General features: G+C 62.7%; 16 protein-coding genes. 11 read left to right on the top strand and 5 right to left on the bottom strand.

The window, feature by feature from the left end; all coding sequences use genetic code 11:
* The first annotated feature begins 100 nt into the window (after nt 1–100).
* The 11 genes from BUS42_RS12640 to BUS42_RS12590 all read left to right on the top strand — a co-directional run bounded on the left by BUS42_RS12640 (nt 101) and on the right by BUS42_RS12590 (nt 8,935).
* The gene (locus tag BUS42_RS12640) at nt 101–559 is read left to right on the top strand and encodes a type IV pilin protein (RefSeq protein WP_074307218.1); all 459 of its coding nucleotides are present in this window, start codon (nt 101–103) and stop codon (nt 557–559) included.
* Between the two features lie 135 nt (nt 560–694).
* Nucleotides 695–2,197: a hypothetical protein gene (locus BUS42_RS12635; RefSeq protein WP_074307217.1), complete on the top strand. Its 1,503-nt coding sequence runs from the start codon at nt 695–697 to the stop codon at nt 2,195–2,197.
* Between the two features lie 29 nt (nt 2,198–2,226).
* Complete coding sequence (locus BUS42_RS12630; protein WP_074307216.1) at nt 2,227–2,781, top strand: hypothetical protein; 555 nt, start codon at nt 2,227–2,229, stop codon at nt 2,779–2,781.
* Between the two features lie 6 nt (nt 2,782–2,787).
* A complete protein-coding gene (locus BUS42_RS12625) occupies nt 2,788–3,492 on the top strand; it encodes a hypothetical protein (protein WP_074307215.1) in 705 nt (234 codons plus the stop codon).
* Nucleotides 3,489–5,216: a GspE/PulE family protein gene (locus BUS42_RS12620; RefSeq protein WP_074307214.1), complete on the top strand. Its 1,728-nt coding sequence runs from the start codon at nt 3,489–3,491 to the stop codon at nt 5,214–5,216. Before BUS42_RS12625 ends, BUS42_RS12620 begins: the two co-directional genes overlap by 4 nt.
* A gap of 24 nt (nt 5,217–5,240) precedes the next feature.
* Nucleotides 5,241–6,335 carry a type II secretion system F family protein gene (locus BUS42_RS12615; protein WP_074307213.1) on the top strand — a complete coding sequence of 365 codons (1,095 nt, stop codon included), beginning with the start codon at nt 5,241–5,243 and terminating at the stop codon, nt 6,333–6,335.
* On the top strand, nt 6,332–6,823 hold the full coding sequence (locus BUS42_RS12610; RefSeq protein ID WP_074307212.1) for a type IV pilin protein: 492 nt from the start codon (nt 6,332–6,334) through the stop codon (nt 6,821–6,823). Before BUS42_RS12615 ends, BUS42_RS12610 begins: the two co-directional genes overlap by 4 nt.
* Before the next feature lie 2 nt (nt 6,824–6,825).
* Entirely contained in the window at nt 6,826–7,347 is a 522-nt protein-coding gene (locus BUS42_RS12605; RefSeq protein WP_143206312.1) for a hypothetical protein, read from the top strand.
* Nucleotides 7,344–7,859 (top strand): PilW family protein, encoded by a 516-nt coding sequence (locus BUS42_RS12600; RefSeq protein WP_074307210.1) that lies wholly within the window; start codon nt 7,344–7,346, stop codon nt 7,857–7,859. The genes BUS42_RS12605 and BUS42_RS12600 overlap by 4 nt, the downstream gene beginning before the upstream one ends.
* Complete coding sequence (locus tag BUS42_RS12595; RefSeq protein WP_074307209.1) at nt 7,856–8,281, top strand: hypothetical protein; 426 nt, start codon at nt 7,856–7,858, stop codon at nt 8,279–8,281. The genes BUS42_RS12600 and BUS42_RS12595 overlap by 4 nt, the downstream gene beginning before the upstream one ends.
* A gap of 93 nt (nt 8,282–8,374) precedes the next feature.
* On the top strand, nt 8,375–8,935 hold the full coding sequence (locus tag BUS42_RS12590) for a DUF5658 family protein (protein ID WP_074307208.1): 561 nt from the start codon (nt 8,375–8,377) through the stop codon (nt 8,933–8,935).
* A gap of 288 nt (nt 8,936–9,223) precedes the next feature.
* Here the strand turns inward: BUS42_RS12590 and BUS42_RS12580 are convergent, their stop codons facing one another.
* From BUS42_RS12580 to BUS42_RS12560, 5 genes are all read right to left on the bottom strand, one after another.
* Nucleotides 9,224–10,591 carry a DUF1501 domain-containing protein gene (locus BUS42_RS12580; RefSeq protein ID WP_074307206.1) on the bottom strand — a complete coding sequence of 456 codons (1,368 nt, stop codon included), beginning with the start codon at nt 10,589–10,591 and terminating at the stop codon, nt 9,224–9,226.
* Between the two features lie 193 nt (nt 10,592–10,784).
* Complete coding sequence (locus BUS42_RS12575) at nt 10,785–12,830, bottom strand: M48 family metallopeptidase (RefSeq protein WP_074307205.1); 2,046 nt, start codon at nt 12,828–12,830, stop codon at nt 10,785–10,787.
* Nucleotides 12,831–12,952: 122 nt separating this feature from the next.
* The gene (locus tag BUS42_RS12570; RefSeq protein WP_074310993.1) at nt 12,953–13,585 is read right to left on the bottom strand and encodes a LemA family protein; all 633 of its coding nucleotides are present in this window, start codon (nt 13,583–13,585) and stop codon (nt 12,953–12,955) included.
* Nucleotides 13,586–13,868: 283 nt separating this feature from the next.
* A complete protein-coding gene (locus tag BUS42_RS12565; RefSeq protein ID WP_074307204.1) occupies nt 13,869–14,396 on the bottom strand; it encodes an IS5/IS1182 family transposase in 528 nt (175 codons plus the stop codon).
* A 125-nt stretch (nt 14,397–14,521) separates the two neighbouring features.
* Nucleotides 14,522–15,647, bottom strand: a protein-coding gene (locus tag BUS42_RS12560) for an IS3 family transposase (RefSeq protein ID WP_410001682.1) whose coding sequence is annotated in 2 segments (ribosomal slippage) — nt 14,522–15,377 and nt 15,376–15,647 — 1,128 coding nt in all. Because the reading frame shifts where the segments join, the coding sequence is not laid out codon by codon here.
* Nucleotides 15,648–15,848 lie beyond the last annotated feature (201 nt).

Below are 15,848 nucleotides of genomic sequence, written 5' to 3'. Positions count from 1 at the left end.
GGTCTCACCATGAACCAGAGCCGGTGATTGGTCGATCCGGCTCTGTTCGTGATTTCAAGAATCAACTTGGCCAATTGATAGACATCTAGGAGAAGAACAAATGTTAGGTCAAAAGCGAAAGGTTTCTCGCGGGTTCACCCTGGTCGAACTTGCCGTGGTCGTGGTCATCATCGGCGTGCTGGCGGCCTTCGGCGTGCCGCGGTTCCTCCAGTCGGTGGAACGGTCGAAAGCCTCTGAAGCGTTTGCCTATCTCTCGGCCGTCCGCACGGCGCAGGAGCGGTATCACGCCCGTGAAGGTACCTATGCGAGTGCGATCACCGAGCTCGACATCCAGGTGCCGACCCCGAAATACTTCACAGTGGGGACGATTGCGGCAGGCACCACCGGTACCTCGCCCACCCTCGAGAACTCCTGGACGTTAACCTTGACGCGAGCCGGTGCATCGGCCGGCTACGGCGCTTATAAGGTCACCTACACCGACCAAGGGTATGATACGGGGAGCGATATTCCCGCCGCAATCAGCCCGTTCGCCCAGCCGACCGGCACGACCACCCCCTGAATTCCATAATCACGGCCCGGATGACAAACCGGTCGGCTACGCGTTCCGCCCCCGCCCCGATCGACGCTCGGTCGGGGCGGTGGGCGGCTTGCATCTGGAGGCGATACAAGGTTTCGCGTTGGGGAACCGATTGGAATGAAAAAGCTGCTGGGTAAATTGGCCACCGGACGGGCCATCGGACTCATGATCGGCCATCGTGAACTCGTCCTGAGCCAGGTCGCGTTCACTCCGATCGGGCCGCTCGAGATGGGACGCCGGACCGAGCCGATTGAGGGCGACACGATCGACGTCGTGATTCCCCGCATCCTGGCACCGGTGCTCGAGAGTGAAGCCTGGAAGAACGCACCGATCGCGATTGGTTTGCCGGTGCTCAGCGTTTTCTTCTCGACGCGGCCGATCAAGTCGATCAACCTTGACGCGGCGCCCCAGATCTTGCTCCACGAGGTGCTCCGGTCGTCGAACCTGGTGATCGACGATATGGACGTGGATATGATCAAGAGCCAGCCTGGCAAGCTTCCGGTCGCCAGCATCATCGCGACCCGCAAGAAATACCTGGCGCCGATCCTCCACGGCTTGGAAAAGTGCGGCGTACGACCATCGCAGGTCGAGCCCGCGCCCTTCGCTCTTCTGAGGGCCGCGATCCGCCGCCATCGGACGGATCGGGGCACGAAATCTTCGTTGCGGATCTTCCTCGGCGCCGAGAGCGGGCTTGCGATGCTGACGGCTCAGGACCAACCCCTGGCCTGGCGATACTTCGAGATGCTGGAGGGCGAGGAGGCCACGGCGGTCGTCTCGAGCGTCCGATCGCTACGTACCCTGAGCCGCTATTATGGGGTCGATACGCCTCCCGACCTCGTCTGGGTGCATGGCCGTCCGGAACTGCTCCACCTCGATGATACCCCACAGTGGCGCGAGACCCATCTCCGAATGCAGCGATTCGATGGGCCCGGCTTCAACGCGGCTGACACGGCCTTCGGTCTGGCCATGGGTTGCCATGCCGAGGCCAAGGGGCTCAACCTTGCCCGCTCGATGCGCCCCCGCGATTCCCTGCTTCGGCTGCTCCCCCTGGGGCAGATCGGTCTCCTGGTGGTCACCATGGCGATGGCCACGGTGTTTCTCCAGTCGGGTCAGGATGAACTCAAACGAAATCTTTACGCAGTGCAAACCGCTCTGATCAATCATAAATGGATGAAGAATCACTCGGTCGCTGATCTTGAAAAAGAGAAAGCCAGCCAGACGATTCGAGCCAAGGCGATTCAGCAATACCTCGGCACTCGGATCTTCTGGACCGACTGCCTCCGCGAAATCAGTACCCCGTTGCCGTCCACGATGACCGTCAGCACGGTCAGTGGGCATTGCAAACTCGGCGATACGAAGCGTGATATGACCAACGATCGCCTGCTTGCCTTGAACATGCACGCCCCCATTACCGGCAACGGGGTCGTGCCCGCCGAGATCGATACCTATCTGGCTGCGATGCGATCGAGCCAGGTGATCCGCAAGGCTCTGCCCCAGATCAAGCTCTCCGCGCTGCGATGGGGAACCAATGGGCGTACCTACCGCCCCTTCGTCGCCTTCACCGTCACCTGTCAGGCCGAGACCAAGAAGAAACCCAAAGCCAAGGTAGGCAAGTCCTAAGCCGGTCCGCGTGCCGGCGGAAAACTCCCATGAGCCAACGTACCCCCCCGAGTTCCCGATACAAGGTCTGGTTCGAGAGCATCCTGCGGAGCCCGTTCAAGCTCCGGGCCGTCGTCGGCGCGACTTTGCTCGGCACCTGGTACTTCGTCCTCTACCAGCCCATCGTCGCGCAGATATCAACAATGACCCAGCGACTGAATACCGACCGGAAACGGCTCGAACTGGCCACGACGATCGAGGACCTCCAGCTCTTGACCCGCCGGTTTCAAGAGAAGGTGACGCAATCTTCGGATCAGAACGAGGTCGTCCAGTATCTCATGGGAGGGATCCGGCAACGCCCGATCAAGCTGGTCTCCCTCGTTCCCATGTCGACGTCCGAGCTGGGAGACTACAGGCTCGTCCAGGTGTCCATCTCCGTTGAAGGGAGCTACACCAATATGGAAGCTCTGATGCGTTGGATCGAGGCCGACCCCCACCTGTTCCGGATCGAGCAGTTTCAGTTCGGGCTGGCCCGGACTCAGTCGACTTCCAAGCCGGACGGTCTCTACAGCCTGAACCTGACCGTAGTGGGCATCTTCGGATGAACAACCATGGCGTCGAATCTCCTTGTACTGAAGTTCATCCCGTTGCTCGCCGTCGTCGCGGCTGTCGGTTGGTGCGTGTGGCCCTACGTCGACTCGCCCCCGATTCCTCAACCGACGATGTCCGAAGTGCTCGAAACCGAGGCTCGTCTGTTCAATCTCAGCCTCGAGCCTGCGGCCGGGCGCAACCCGTTTGTGGCCCTGGACGGACCAGAGGCAGAACCGGCGGAGCGATCGCAAACCAGGGGTGAGGTCCGTTCCTTGACAGCGGAGCAAGGGCCGAAGGCGACCGATCAGGGGGGCAACGCCGGTGCAAACGGTTCGAGCCCACAGGAGGCCGCGCACCATTGGAACCTTGGCGCCACGCTGGTCCATGGCCGTCGTCGCGCGGCGGTCATCAACGGGCGGATCTACCTCCTCGGCGAGATGGTGGCCGCGACGTCCCCCGACGGCGACCCCGCACGACTCGACCGGATTGAACGCGACCTCGTCTTCCTCCGGATCAAGGACCGACCCCGCCCGGTCGTCCTGGCTTACGCAGGCGTCGCCTCACCCCAAGTGCCCTCAGGACCAGCTCCCGGTGCGGCAATGAACGCCGCCGCCCCGGCCAAATCGGAGGTCGGCGCGGACCTTAGCCGGCTTCTCTTGGATGGGAAAGCCGCATCGATCCTTGATGTTATTAAGTCATTAGGCCTGGGAGGCCTCGCTCCGTGAACGCCGCCGCACCCGTAAACGGTCACTCATTGACCATCCAGTTGCTGCTGGATCGGGAGATCATCGACCACAAGAAGCTCCGCGAGTTCCGCACTCGCGTCGGTGAGTTGACGGTGCATGAGCTCATCAAGTCGGGCCTGGCCACGGACCAGCAGATTGCCCAGACGTATGCTCAACACCTTGTGCTCCCTCTGGTCACTGAAGAAACCCAGGGGGGGGCTCCGCCGCCCGAGCTGGCGCGACTGCTTCCCGAGAAGCTCTGTCGCGACCAGTTGGTCGTCCCGCTTGCGGTGCTCGGCGAACAGCTCGACCTGGCGATCGTGACTCCCGACGCCATGCTCGTCATCGACGAGATCCAACTTTTGACCGGCCTTCGGGTTCGGCCCAGAATCGCGGCGTTGTCGGTCGCTGAGACCTGGCTCGACCGACTGTTCAACGAAACGCACGCAACCGATGGGTTTATTCCCGGCACCGAGGAATTCGAGCAGATTGATTCGGACCAGGGCGAGGAAGACGACGAAGACGATACGATCCTCCACCTGGACCAGCCCCCTCCACCGGGCCGCAACGGCCGGGTCATCCGGATGGTCAACCAGATCCTCGACCAGGCGATCCGCTCCGGGGCCAGCGACATCCACCTCGAGCCATTTGAGGATAACTGCCGGATCAGGCTCCGGATCGACGGCCGGCTTCAGGAGATGCCGCCGATGCCGCGGTCGACGTTCACGATGGTGCTCTCACGGTTCAAGATCCTGGCCAAGATGGATATCGCCGAGAAACGGATCCCCCAGGACGGCGCAATCGGCTTGAAGAGCGGTGAGCGTCGGATCGACCTCCGTGTCAGCACGGTGCCGGCGATCGTCGGTGAGAAAATGGTTATGCGACTGCTGGACAAGGGGAACATCCCGCTCGACCTGACCACGCTTGGGCTCGACGAGCGTCAGGCCAGCGACCTGATCGAGTCGATCCATCTGCCCCATGGCCTGATGCTTGTCACGGGCCCCACCGGCAGCGGCAAGAGCACAACTCTTTATGCCTGCCTGAACCTGCTCAATGAGGTCCACTCCAACATTTGTACCGTCGAGGACCCGGTCGAATACAAATTCCGGGGAATGAACCAGATCCAGGTCAAGGGCCAGATCGGCTTGACCTTCGCCACGGCGCTTCGGTCGTTCTTGCGGCAGGACCCCGACATCATCATGGTCGGCGAAGTCCGTGACCAGGAGACGGCGGAAATCTGTCTCCGGGCCGCCTTGACCGGCCACTTCGTGCTCTCGACGCTGCACACCAATGACGCATTGGCCGCCGTCAATCGTCTCCAGGACATGGGGATCGAGCCGTTCCTGCTGGCCTCCACGTTGCGCGTCCTCGAGGCCCAGCGGCTGGTCCGCCGGCTCTGTCCCGAGTGCAAGGAACCGTACGCCTGCGAGAAGGAACTGGCCCTGCGCCATGGCCTCGAGCCGGGCGAGACGCTCTACCGGCCCCGGGGCTGCGCGAAGTGCAGGGAGTCAGGTTACAAGGGGCGAGTCGGTGTCTTCGAGGTCATCCGGATCACCCCGGAGATGGCCCGCTTGATCCAGAAACGGACGCCGCTGCCCGATCTCCGCGCCTCGGCCCGTGATCAAGGCATGAAACTGTTGATCGACAGCGCCATCGATAAGGCACGCAAGGGCGTGACCAGCCTCGAAAATGCCTTGAGCGTTGCGATCGGCGACCAGGACTGACCCCCAGAGAACGGCACGGCCCCCATGAGCTACGACACCTGGATCACCGCCCACGCGCGGGTCGCTACCAAGAAGCACAAGCGGCTGAAGCTTGATGACATCATGAGTTTTTTTCAGCAACTGGCGACCCTGGTAACCGCAGGCATGCCGCTCTTGCAGGCGATCGAGCTCTCCGCCCAGCAGACCGAAAGTCTCAAGCTCCAACGGGTCCTCGAGGAGATCGGCGCGAGTATCGAGGCCGGGAACTCATTCTTCGCGGCCGCGGCGAATTATCCCGATGTGTTCGAGCATGCCTGGATCGAAATGATCCGCACCGGCGAGATCACCGGCAAGATGAGTTATGTCCTGGTGGAGCTGAACAAGCAGGTCCGCGACTCCCGCGACACCCGCCGCAAGGTCAGTGGGGCCTTGATGTATCCCATGGTCCTCCTCTGCGTGGCCTGCTTGGCGATCACGGCCATGCTCTGGTTCGTTGTCCCGACCTTCACGAAGATGTTCGATGAGATGGGGGCCGAACTTCCTCAGATTACCCAGATGGTGGTGAACCTCTCAAACTTCGTGGTCAGTTACGGGTACTTTCTGGCGGGCGGGGCGATCCTCGTCGTGGTCGCGTTCCGGAGGTACATGGCAACCGAGCGTGGCCGACGGACGATCAGCGGGTTTCTGATCGTCGTGCCGACGATCGGCGACATGATGGTTCAGATGATGATGTATCGTTTCTCGTCGAGCCTGGCCCTTCTGCTCAAGAGCGGGGTACCCATGCTCGAGACGATGGAGACCCTGCGCGGGATCTTCGACCATACCCCGATTTACCGCGATGCGCTGGCCCATGTTCAGTTCCGGATCGCGTCGGGACACCCCCTGGCGGCCTCGCTCGAGGAGACCGGGTTGTTCACGAACATGATTATCAGCACCGTTCGCACCGGAGAAGAAACGGGTCAGCTCGCGAACGTCATGGAACAAATTGCGCCCTATTATAAAGAGAAGATGGAGATACTGATTACCCGGGTCTCGAAGATGCTCGAGCCGATCATCATCGTTGGCATGGGCACGGGAGTCGCATTTATGATGCTGTCGATTTATATGCCGATGTTCGAAATGTCGGGGAAGGTCAAATGACCGTGGCGGGAATACGAAGGCCACGAGGGACGCAGCGACGCGAAGCCGACGGGCCGGCGGGGAGTCGTGGCTTCAGCCTGCTCGAAGTCATGGTGGTCGTCACGATCATGGGCGTGTTCGCGGCCATCGCCGCGCCCTCGTTCCGCCGTGCAGTGGAACGATCGCACGCGGACATGGCCGCGGCCAACCTCCAGACGGTCTGGGTTGCTCAGCGGTTCTATCGGCTCGACCACGGCAACTATGCCCCGGACCTGGCGACACTCGAAGCCGCACAGCTTGTCGAACCGACGGTCCGGATGGCGTCCACGCCCTATACTTACGCGATCCTCTCAACCGAGGCCTCGACCTTCACGGCCACGGCCACACGGGTTGGCAGTAACGTCTGGTCCGGAACCCTGACCCTCGACCAGGATGGTCAGATCGCGGGCGTCATCAACGAGCAAGGCATTCCGACGATCGCCCCGGGCTACCTCTTCACCAAGGGATGAACATGAGAACCGCTTGCCGCATGACCGCGGGTGTGCGACCCGGCGGCGCACGACGAATCGGGCTGACCTATCTCGAGATTATCGTGTCCATGGCTGTGCTGGGGGTCACCTTGTCCGGGCTGTCGGCGACGGTCGCCACCCGCCTGCGGCTGGTCGAGGCGCTGGAGCAACGTGCCTACTTGCTCGTTCCCCAATCGGCGACCCTTCGGCTCGACACGTTCGACGCTCGGACGGGTGAATTCTCGGCGGTCTGTCTTTTGGATGACTCCAGGTCCGACGTCACCGGACCCGCTCAGCGCTGGGCGACGCGGCTCGGAGTTGCCGTCCTGGCTTTGCCCGATGCACGGCCCGATCGGCGTGGGACGACCCGGTTCCCGATCGAGATCGGGCCGCGCTTTACTCTCCAGTTCGATGCAACGCCTGCCACTTATGAACACGTTTACGATCTCAAGCTCGACGGCCTGATCGACGATGGCGTTGAGGCCCGCGCGACCGTGGTGCTCTCGACCGCCGAGGGACCATGAGGAACGCAACACCTCGGCCCTTGGGACGACGTAAGGGCTTCTCGCTCGTCGAGTTGATGGTCGCCTGCGTGATTTCCGTGGGCCTGATCGCGATCATGGTCTCGATGACCGCCTCTTTCGAACGGAGTGCTTCCGAGGTGATCGCACGCTGTGAGCTGGCCCAGGAAGCGGATTTCGCCATGGCTCGGCTTGCTGATGACCTCCGAGGCTTCAGCTCGACTCGGCCGGAAACACGCACTCTGTTCATGGCACCCGAGGAGCTCCAACTCATCTTCGGCGACCGGACGATCACCTACTCGGTTCAGAATGAGACCCTCATTCGCTCAGTGGACCCTGGGGCGGAGCCCGATCTGATCGTGGCCCATCACCTCCAGCATCTCCAGGCCTTGCGCATCGATCCACAAGAACCAATATTCAAATTTTCACTGACCTTCGCCTTGCCGTTTCGCGAACAACGTGCCACCCCTCTTGTTCTGGAGCGATCTTATCACCTCATTGCGGTGCTTCCATGAAACGTGTTGAAAAACGCCGGGGTGCGGTCCTGGCGATCGTCATTATCTTCAGTACGATGGTCCTTGCAACCTGGGCGCTGGCGAGCCGCCGGACGCTTGCCCTGGTCCGTCTCAAGGAACAACTGGTCCGGCGTGAGACGCGGGCGGAAGAAAAAGCGCGGCGTTGCTTTGCCTTGGCGTTCGGCCTCGCCTTGCTGGAGACCGGGAGCCCGCCTGTCCCGGAGGGCGAACCGGCCTACCTCTGCGAGACGTCGATCCTCAGTGGCGATGGCACCGAGCGAACCTACCTGCTCCGGTTCGAACGGATCGAGGAAACCCGATGGACCGTCCGTGCGCGTTTGGCCGTTCTCGGGGACCCCGGCAATCTTCCGAGGCCGACGCGGTTCCCGGCCGCCGCGCCCGAGCGTCCTCCCCGTCCGTAATCGAGTGAACATCAACCGCTATGCTCCGCAATTCCATCGTGGCGACCTGACGAGATCCGCAACCGAATCATCCCTACCCTCGTGGCGACTCCGATGACGAGACACGACCCCGAACGGCGACAGCGGCCAACCCGATGGTGGGATGTTTTCCACACGGCCGGCCGCCGCTCTCACTTCCGTCGGTCCAGCGATCTCGAGGCGTCGCGTTATCCCATCGTCGATCGGCACGATGCCACAACCGGAGTCCTCGTTGTCCTCGTGCTCCTGTTCACCCTTGCCGACGGCGTTCTGACTCTGCTGCTGCTCGATCACTCGTACGAAGAGGCGAACCCGCTCATGGCCTATCTGGTCGAGCGCGGACCGCTCTGGTTTCTTGCCGGCAAGTATCTCCTGACCGCGATCGGCCTGGCCGTGTTCCTGGTCTTGAAGTACTACCGTCTGTTCGGGACCCGGCTTCGCCTGGGCCACTGCATTCCGATCCTTGCGGTCCTGTACGTGGTGCTACTGGTCTATCAACTGTCCATCTTCAGGATGATGCGGATTGCTCAGCAACCCTCCGGCTCCACCCCCGGCCTGGCGCGAGTCGGGCCGCGTCGGGACAGTCGCGCTCCCCTCACAAAACCCGACCGAAGCCGCAAAGAAGTCATCGAATGAACGGACACCGGCTTCTCGTTGGACCTGCGAGGTATGGGGGGCCCTCTTCGGTGCCTGACCTTTCGGTTTGCCTCTGATTCACGCGGAGACGCGGAGCGGAGAGAGGACAGGAAGTTGTTGATCGATCAGCCGACGGAAAGGTTCATGTTAACCGATGGATCCACAATCGCCCCCGTGATCTCATCGGACTCGATTATGTTCGTCTCCCTCCGCGTTCTCCGTGTTTCCGCGTGAATCAGTCTTCCGATTCAGCGATGAGTGACGGCCCATCCTCATCGAAGAAACCGGTCATCCCGCAAAGAGGGAGCGGAGCGGCTGGCCTTCCGCGAGCGGATAGGGTCGCCCGGACAAGTCTCGGACTTCGGATTTGGGTTCGAGGCCGAAGCGCCAGAGCAGGGTGGCGGCAAGGTCGCCCGGCGAGACGCCGTCGAGATCGGGATAGGCGCCGAGCTTGTCGCTGGCGCCGTAGACGGTGCCGCCGCGGACACCGCCGCCCGCCAGCACTGCACTGTAGCAGTGGGGCCAGTGGTCGCGGCCCCCTTGAGCGTTCAGTTTCGGGGTCCGACCGAACTCCCCCAGTGCGATCACGAGCGTCGAGTCGAGCAGGCCGCGGCGGGTCAGGTCCTCGATCAAGGTGGCGAAGGCCCGATCGGCCGGCGGGAGCAGGTCGTTTTTGAGGCGAGGGAAGACGTCCTGGTGGGCGTCCCAGTTGGCGACCTGACCGTTGGTCTCGTGGTCGTTCACGGTCACGAAGCGGACGCCCGCTTCGACCAGCCGGCGCGCCAGCAGCAGGCTCTGGCCGTGCTTGGTGCGACCGTACTGGTCACGGAGCTTGGGGTCCTCGTTGTCGAGTCGAAAGGCGCGGCGGACGGCGTCGGAGTGGAGCAGTCGAACTGCTTTCTCGCGATAGGCGTCGAGGTCGTGGGTGGGGGTTGCCCGTTCCACCTGCTGAAGCATCGCTTCGCGGTGGCCGAGTCGGTCGAGCGAGACGTTCCCCGGCAGTTCGAGCTCGTCGAGCCGGAAGTCGGGCGCGTTCGGGTCGGATGTGACTTGGAACGGATCGTGCGCCGAGCCGAGAAAGCCGGCGACCTGGCCCGGCAGCTTGACCACGTTGTGCATCACGTGCGGCAAGGCCACGAACGTCGGTAAGCCAGGGCGCTCGAGCAGCTCATGACTCAAGACCGACCCGAGGCAGGGAGGGTCGTTGCGATCGTTCGCCAGGAGCTCGAGGTCGCCTTTCGCGGGCGAGCGGCCGCTGAGCGCGGCGAAGGCGGCCGCGTTGTGATTGGTCATCGGATGGTGCAGGCTGCGGATGATCGCCAGCCGGTCGACGACCCGCGCTGAGTGCGGCAGGTGCTCGCTGACCTGGATCCCGGGCACGTTGGTCGCGATCGACCGAAACTCGCCGCGGACCTCGCGCGGTGCGTTTGGCTTCATGTCCCAGGTATCGAGGTGGCTTGGGCCGCCGTAGTAGAAGATCAGGATGCAGGACCGGAGCGGGGTGAACGAGAGACGGCCAGGCGCCGGCGGATTATTGGCCCGGAGTCGCCGTGCGAAGTTCAGCCCGAGCACGCCCAGGCCGCCGCCGAGGAGCAGGCGACGGCGATCCAGGGAGAGGCTTGGGGGGCGTCCCGGTTCATCATGGTCCCGGCTCATGGGAGCATGCCTCCGTCGCGGTGAGTCGCGTCGACGATGGGCTAGGCGCCACGCCTGTCCCATCGTCGGCGGGAGTGTTTAGCTAAGGTTTAACAGGTTTGCCTTGCGAATTCTAGCGGGTGAGGCCGCTCATCGTCTGGAATCCGATTCGCGGAGGTTTCAGGAACAGGTTTTTGATCGTTGATGCTTTGGTTTATTTTGATGCATGGATCGAATGGGCGTGCGATGGACCGTCAGGATTCGAGTCGGGTGAAATCTCGGAGAGCAGGGGGGGCATCGGACAGTCGAGTGAGTCGGCGATGGCGCGGAGCAACTCGGCTTCGGCGATCGTCACGAGGCCGTCGGCGGCGATGCAGGTTGCGCAGGCATCGAGGACGAGCTTCTTGATCGGAGGCGAGGCCAGCGCCAGGCGGTCGAGCGTCCGATCAATCGCGACCATCGAGCAATCCTCGATCGGTGCCAGGCTCACGTCCTGAGGCGGAAGCCCGAGGGCGCGGATGCCCTGGGCGAAGTCCTGAACGGCCTCGGCTTCGCTTCGGCCACCGAGTCGGGACAACGTCGAGAGCACCCGAATACAGTCGTTGACCAGGGGCCGGAGCGACTGGAACCGGACCACGGTGGGGGGGCGCTGCTCGAAGTGGTTATCGAGATGACGCAACAGCATGCGTTGGAGGGTGAATTCGAAGAGACTTCGCTTCTGGTCGGCCCGAATCAAGGGGTCGATCCGATCGCGAAACGACTGGTACTGGCGGGTCGAGAGTTGCCGAAGCGCGGGAATCGCCAGGTCGGCCAGCGGCAACCGAGCGCGCTCATCCAGCGAGTCGACCAGCGGGGCGACGCGTAAGACCTCTTCGGCGGTCCCGGGCTCGGTCTGGTCGGCGACGATCTGGATCTGGCGGTCGCGGATGGCGGGATCCTGGTCGAGCAGGAGGGCGTAGACCACGGCACGCGCTCCGAACGGTTCGCGGGCCGTGGCGGCCAGGTCTTCAGGGAGTGATTTGATCAGCGCCGAGGCGAATGCGACGTGGGCGCCGCTCGTGGTGCCGACCGAGGCCACGGCCCGCCTGGGATCGAGCGAGATTTCGGCCCGACCCCGCCTGAGGTTGGGGGTGAGCGCACTCTGGCTGGCAAGATCCGGGGCGAACCGCGGGAGCGGAGGACCGCGCCGATCGTCCTTGGCGACGGGGACAACCTCGTCGGCGTCGATCATTGGGAAGGTCCCATCGAAGCTGGGATCGATCCGTTTGATCCGCTCGGCCAGGGGAGGGTGGGTCGCCATCGCTTCGGTCCAGAACGAGACGCCTGGTCCGAAGAACATATGGCAAGCTTGCTCGGCGTTCTGGTTCTGGATCCGGGAACCGGAGGCGAGGCCGCCGATTTTCTTGAGCGCCCCGGCGATTCCGTCCGGATTCCGGGTGAACTGCACCGCCGAGGCGTCGGCCAGGAACTCGCGCTGACGTGAGATCGCGCTTTTGATCAGCCGGCCGAAGAAGACACCGACATAGCCGACGGCCATCAATCCCACGCCCAGCAAGAACATTGCCATCGCCCCGCCGTCGCCTTTACCGTCCTCCTTGCTCCGCGACCGGCTTGACGACGAGCTGTTGCCCATGACCCGCATGATCGTGTAACCGATCAGGGCGATGAGCAAGATGCCGTGCAGCAGGCCGATCAGGCGAAGGTTGAGTCTCATATCCCCGTTGAGAATATGACTGAACTCGTGGGCGATGACTCCTTGGAGCTCGTCGCGATTCAAGTGGTCGAGGCTCCCTTGGCTGACGGCGATCACGGCGTCGCCGGGTTCGTGTCCCGCGGCGAAGGCGTTGATGGACGTTTCCTCGGGGAGCACATAGACGCTGGGCACGGGAGTCCCCGAAGCGATCGCCATCTCCTCGACGACGTTCAGGAGCCGCCGCTGCGCGGGGGTCGCGGCGCCTGGGTTGACGAGCTCGCCGCCCAGGAGCCGGGCGATGGCCGCTCCTCCTTCCCGGAGCGTGGCGATCTTGTAGAGGCTCCCCGCGAGGATCACGATGCCGACGAACGCGGAGACGAGCGCGAGCCGCTCCCAGTCCCAGAGCTGGCCGATGCCGTCTTGCCCCTTCGTCGAGGCGATCAGGCAGGCCGTTGCTACGCCGTAGACGGCCAGGATGATCAGGACCACCGCGACGATGAAGTAGCCGATCAAGAGGCTGGTGCGCTTCCTTGCGACGAGCTGATGATCGAAGAAGTCGGTGGCCATCGGATCGCGATTCTCGGGGGAAGGTGAGGGAAGTGGAATCACTCAGCAAGGGGGACGTATCGGCGGCGCTCGGACCGGACGGACGGTTAACGCCCCGCTGGTCCGAGCGCGGCAATCCTGACTCAGGCGAACGAGACCCGAGGCGCTTGCCGTTCGGTCTCGGTTTCCACCTGAAAGAGGTGGGCTTCCGTGAAGTTGAGGAAGTTGGCCACGACGATGGTCGGGAACGTCTCACGCTGGGTGTTGTACTGCATGACGGCGTCGTTGTACGCCTGCCGCGCGAACGCCACCTTGTTCTCGGTCGAGCTGAGCTCCTCCTGGAGCGAGAGCATGTTCTGGTTGGCCTTGAGGTCAGGGTAGGCTTCGGAGAGGGCGAAGAGCCGTCCGAGCGCACCGTTGAGCTGCGACTCGGCGGCCGAGAGGCTCGTCATGGCCGTGGCGTCACCCGGGTTCGCGGCGGCGTTCCGACCCGCGGTCGCGGCCGAGTTCCTGGCCTGGATGACCGCCTCGAGCGTGCCGGATTCGTGCTTCATGTACCCTTTGACCGCCTCGACGAGGTTCGGGATCAGGTCGTATCGGCGTTTCAACTGGACGTCGATCTGGCTGAACGCATTTTTGAACCGATTCCGAAGCGTCACGAGCCGGTTATAGGTTGCGATCACGAAGAGCGCCAGCACGATAAACAGCACGACCCCGATGCCCAAGGCACCGAGCAGGATGGTTTCCGTGGAGGACAAGGCCCAGAGCACGTTCATGATCACGCCCCTCTATCCTTCTGCGAGATCGCACGGTGACGACGGTGGACGATCCACACACTTCAATGGTCGGCTTCGGACGAAGCGCATCCGAGTCGGAGTGTTGCTCGTCATTGGTGCCCAAGCTACCCCGCTGGTCGCGGGGTCGCAATGAGTCGATAGTCGTTTCGTATCCCAGCGTCGAATATTGAGTTGAGGTTGAGCCCTCGTCCTCTGAACTTTTCGTCACCCGTTGCGAGACAGCCCCTGCGCCGCGATCTTAGAGACTGTCCCATAAGCCGGGTTAGACCGCTGTTCGGGAGTGGAACTCGGCATCCACTTTCGAGGGCTCGAGTCGGTGGACCATCAATTGGATCATGGCCAGTTTGACAAACGACTCCGACGACAGCACGCTCTTCTCCCGGTCCTTGGACAGGCGGCGGCATCGGCCCAACCAGGCGAACGTCCGCTCGACCGTCCATCGAATCGGTAGCTTCACCCAGCCTTTGGAGCCCTCGGGGCGGCGGACGATGATCAGATCCCACTTCGCGTGCTCGTCGACCCACTCGTAGAGATTGAAGTTATGATACTTCGAATCGGCGAACATCCGAGCGACCTTGCTGATCGGCTGGCCCTCCAACCGGGCGAACAGTTCGGTTGCCGCTACGCCGTCGTCGACGGAGGCGGCCGTCACCAGGACGGCCAGCAGCAAACCCATGCTGTCGACGACGATATGACGTTTCCGACCGTCCACGTTCTTGGCGTTGTCGCGGCCCCGCTCCTCGCCGCCGGAGGTCGTGTCGACCGACTGGCTGTTGAAGTGGTCCCCAATGTCCAGACCACTCGGCCCGGTTTTTAAGTTATGCTTCGGCCCCGCTCTCCCCTCTCAAGGCCCGACCGGCTCGGCACGCAATCGGTGGCCGGAACGAACGTGGGACTCCACCCCGCTCTCCCCTCTCAAGGCCCGACCGGTTCGGCCCCATGGTAGACCTCGGCGGGCGTGCGATAGGCCAAGCTCTGATGCAATCGCTCGTGGTTGTAAAACGCAAACCACCTTTCAAGGCCGGCTTCCAGCTCTCTGGCACTGCAATATGCTTTCAAATAAATGCCCTCGTATTTAAGAGGCCGCCACAGCCGCTCGACGAACACATTGTCCAACGCCCTCCCGCGTCCGTCCATGCTCACGGCGATCCCTTCCGCCTCAAGCCGGCCGGTGAAGGCCCGCGCCGTGAATTGCACGCCCTGGTCGGTGTTGAAGATCTCGGGGCGTCCTCCCTCCAACGCCGCGTCCAACGCCTCCAGGCAGAACCGGCCGTCGAGCGTGTTCGACAGCCGCCAAGAGAGCACGAACCGGCTGTGCCAGTCGATCACCGCCGCCAGGAACATGAAGCCCTGGTTGAGCGGGAGGTACGTCACGTCGGTGGACCAAACCTGATTGCGTCGCTCGATCGTCAGGTCGCGAAGCAAGTACGGGTAAACCTTGTGGTCAGGGTTCCGCGTCGTGGTTCGAGGCCCGGGATGAAGCGCCTCCAGACCCATCAATTCCATCAGGCGGCTCACGCGTTTGCGGTTGACCTCCTCTCCTTGCCTCGTCAGCCAGGCCGTCATGCGGCGGCTGCCGTAGAACGGCGTCTTGAGATATTGCTCGTCGATCCGCCTCATCAGGCTCAGGTTCTCGAGGGTCTCCGTCGCCGGCTCGTAGTAGAAACTCGACCGATTGAGTCCCAGCAGCTCACATTGGCGACGAACACTCAATTGAGGATGCATGGATTCGATTAAGGCTCGTTTGGCCTCGACCTCACAAGGCAGATTTTTTTTTCACCCAGGCCAGCTCCATTTGGAGCCGCCCGATCTGCTCGTACAATTCGGTCTGGAGCTTCTCGTGGTCGGGCCGACGGGCGGCCGACCCGTTCTCGAAGAGGCCCTCCAGGCCATCGAGGAGTTGCTTCTTCCACTGGCTGATCTGCACCGGGTGGATCTGGTGCTGCTTGGCCAGTTCGGAGATCGTCTTGTCCTGCTTGGCAGCTTCCAAGGCGACCTTCGCCTTGAACGCCGCCGAGTGTCGCTTGCGGATTTGTCCCATGCTTCGCCCTCGGTAAGACCTCCCTCAATGATAACTTACCGAGTGGTCCGAAATCTGGGGGCCACTATAACCGTAACGCTTTGGACACAAGACCCCGCCGGTCGAACTCCATCTTGAGTGGGGTCGACGGTGACCAGGCCCCTAAATTCGGCCGAGGCCGTGACAGCTCGCTGATTTTTACTGAGTCTCCCAGGCCTCTCA

Origin of the sequence: Singulisphaera sp. GP187 (assembly GCF_900129635.1) — a bacterium.
In the GTDB taxonomy this organism is placed as follows: Bacteria; Planctomycetota; Planctomycetia; order Isosphaerales; family Isosphaeraceae; genus Singulisphaera.
This window is presented reverse-complemented; position numbering and strand designations above follow the sequence as displayed.

Coding starts and splice junctions, on each gene's coding strand:
- BUS42_RS12640 (WP_074307218.1), top strand. CDS start 101: ATGTTAGGTCAAAAGCGAAAGGTTTCTCGCGGGTTCACCCTGGTCGAA.
- BUS42_RS12635 (WP_074307217.1), top strand. CDS start 695: ATGAAAAAGCTGCTGGGTAAATTGGCCACCGGACGGGCCATCGGACTC.
- BUS42_RS12630 (WP_074307216.1), top strand. CDS start 2,227: ATGAGCCAACGTACCCCCCCGAGTTCCCGATACAAGGTCTGGTTCGAG.
- BUS42_RS12625 (WP_074307215.1), top strand. CDS start 2,788: ATGGCGTCGAATCTCCTTGTACTGAAGTTCATCCCGTTGCTCGCCGTC.
- BUS42_RS12615 (WP_074307213.1), top strand. CDS start 5,241: ATGAGCTACGACACCTGGATCACCGCCCACGCGCGGGTCGCTACCAAG.
- BUS42_RS12610 (WP_074307212.1), top strand. CDS start 6,332: ATGACCGTGGCGGGAATACGAAGGCCACGAGGGACGCAGCGACGCGAA.
- BUS42_RS12605 (WP_143206312.1), top strand. CDS start 6,826: ATGAGAACCGCTTGCCGCATGACCGCGGGTGTGCGACCCGGCGGCGCA.
- BUS42_RS12600 (WP_074307210.1), top strand. CDS start 7,344: ATGAGGAACGCAACACCTCGGCCCTTGGGACGACGTAAGGGCTTCTCG.
- BUS42_RS12595 (WP_074307209.1), top strand. CDS start 7,856: ATGAAACGTGTTGAAAAACGCCGGGGTGCGGTCCTGGCGATCGTCATT.
- BUS42_RS12590 (WP_074307208.1), top strand. CDS start 8,375: ATGACGAGACACGACCCCGAACGGCGACAGCGGCCAACCCGATGGTGG.
- BUS42_RS12580 (WP_074307206.1), bottom strand. CDS start 10,591: ATGAGCCGGGACCATGATGAACCGGGACGCCCCCCAAGCCTCTCCCTG.
- BUS42_RS12575 (WP_074307205.1), bottom strand. CDS start 12,830: ATGGCCACCGACTTCTTCGATCATCAGCTCGTCGCAAGGAAGCGCACC.
- BUS42_RS12570 (WP_074310993.1), bottom strand. CDS start 13,585: ATGAACGTGCTCTGGGCCTTGTCCTCCACGGAAACCATCCTGCTCGGT.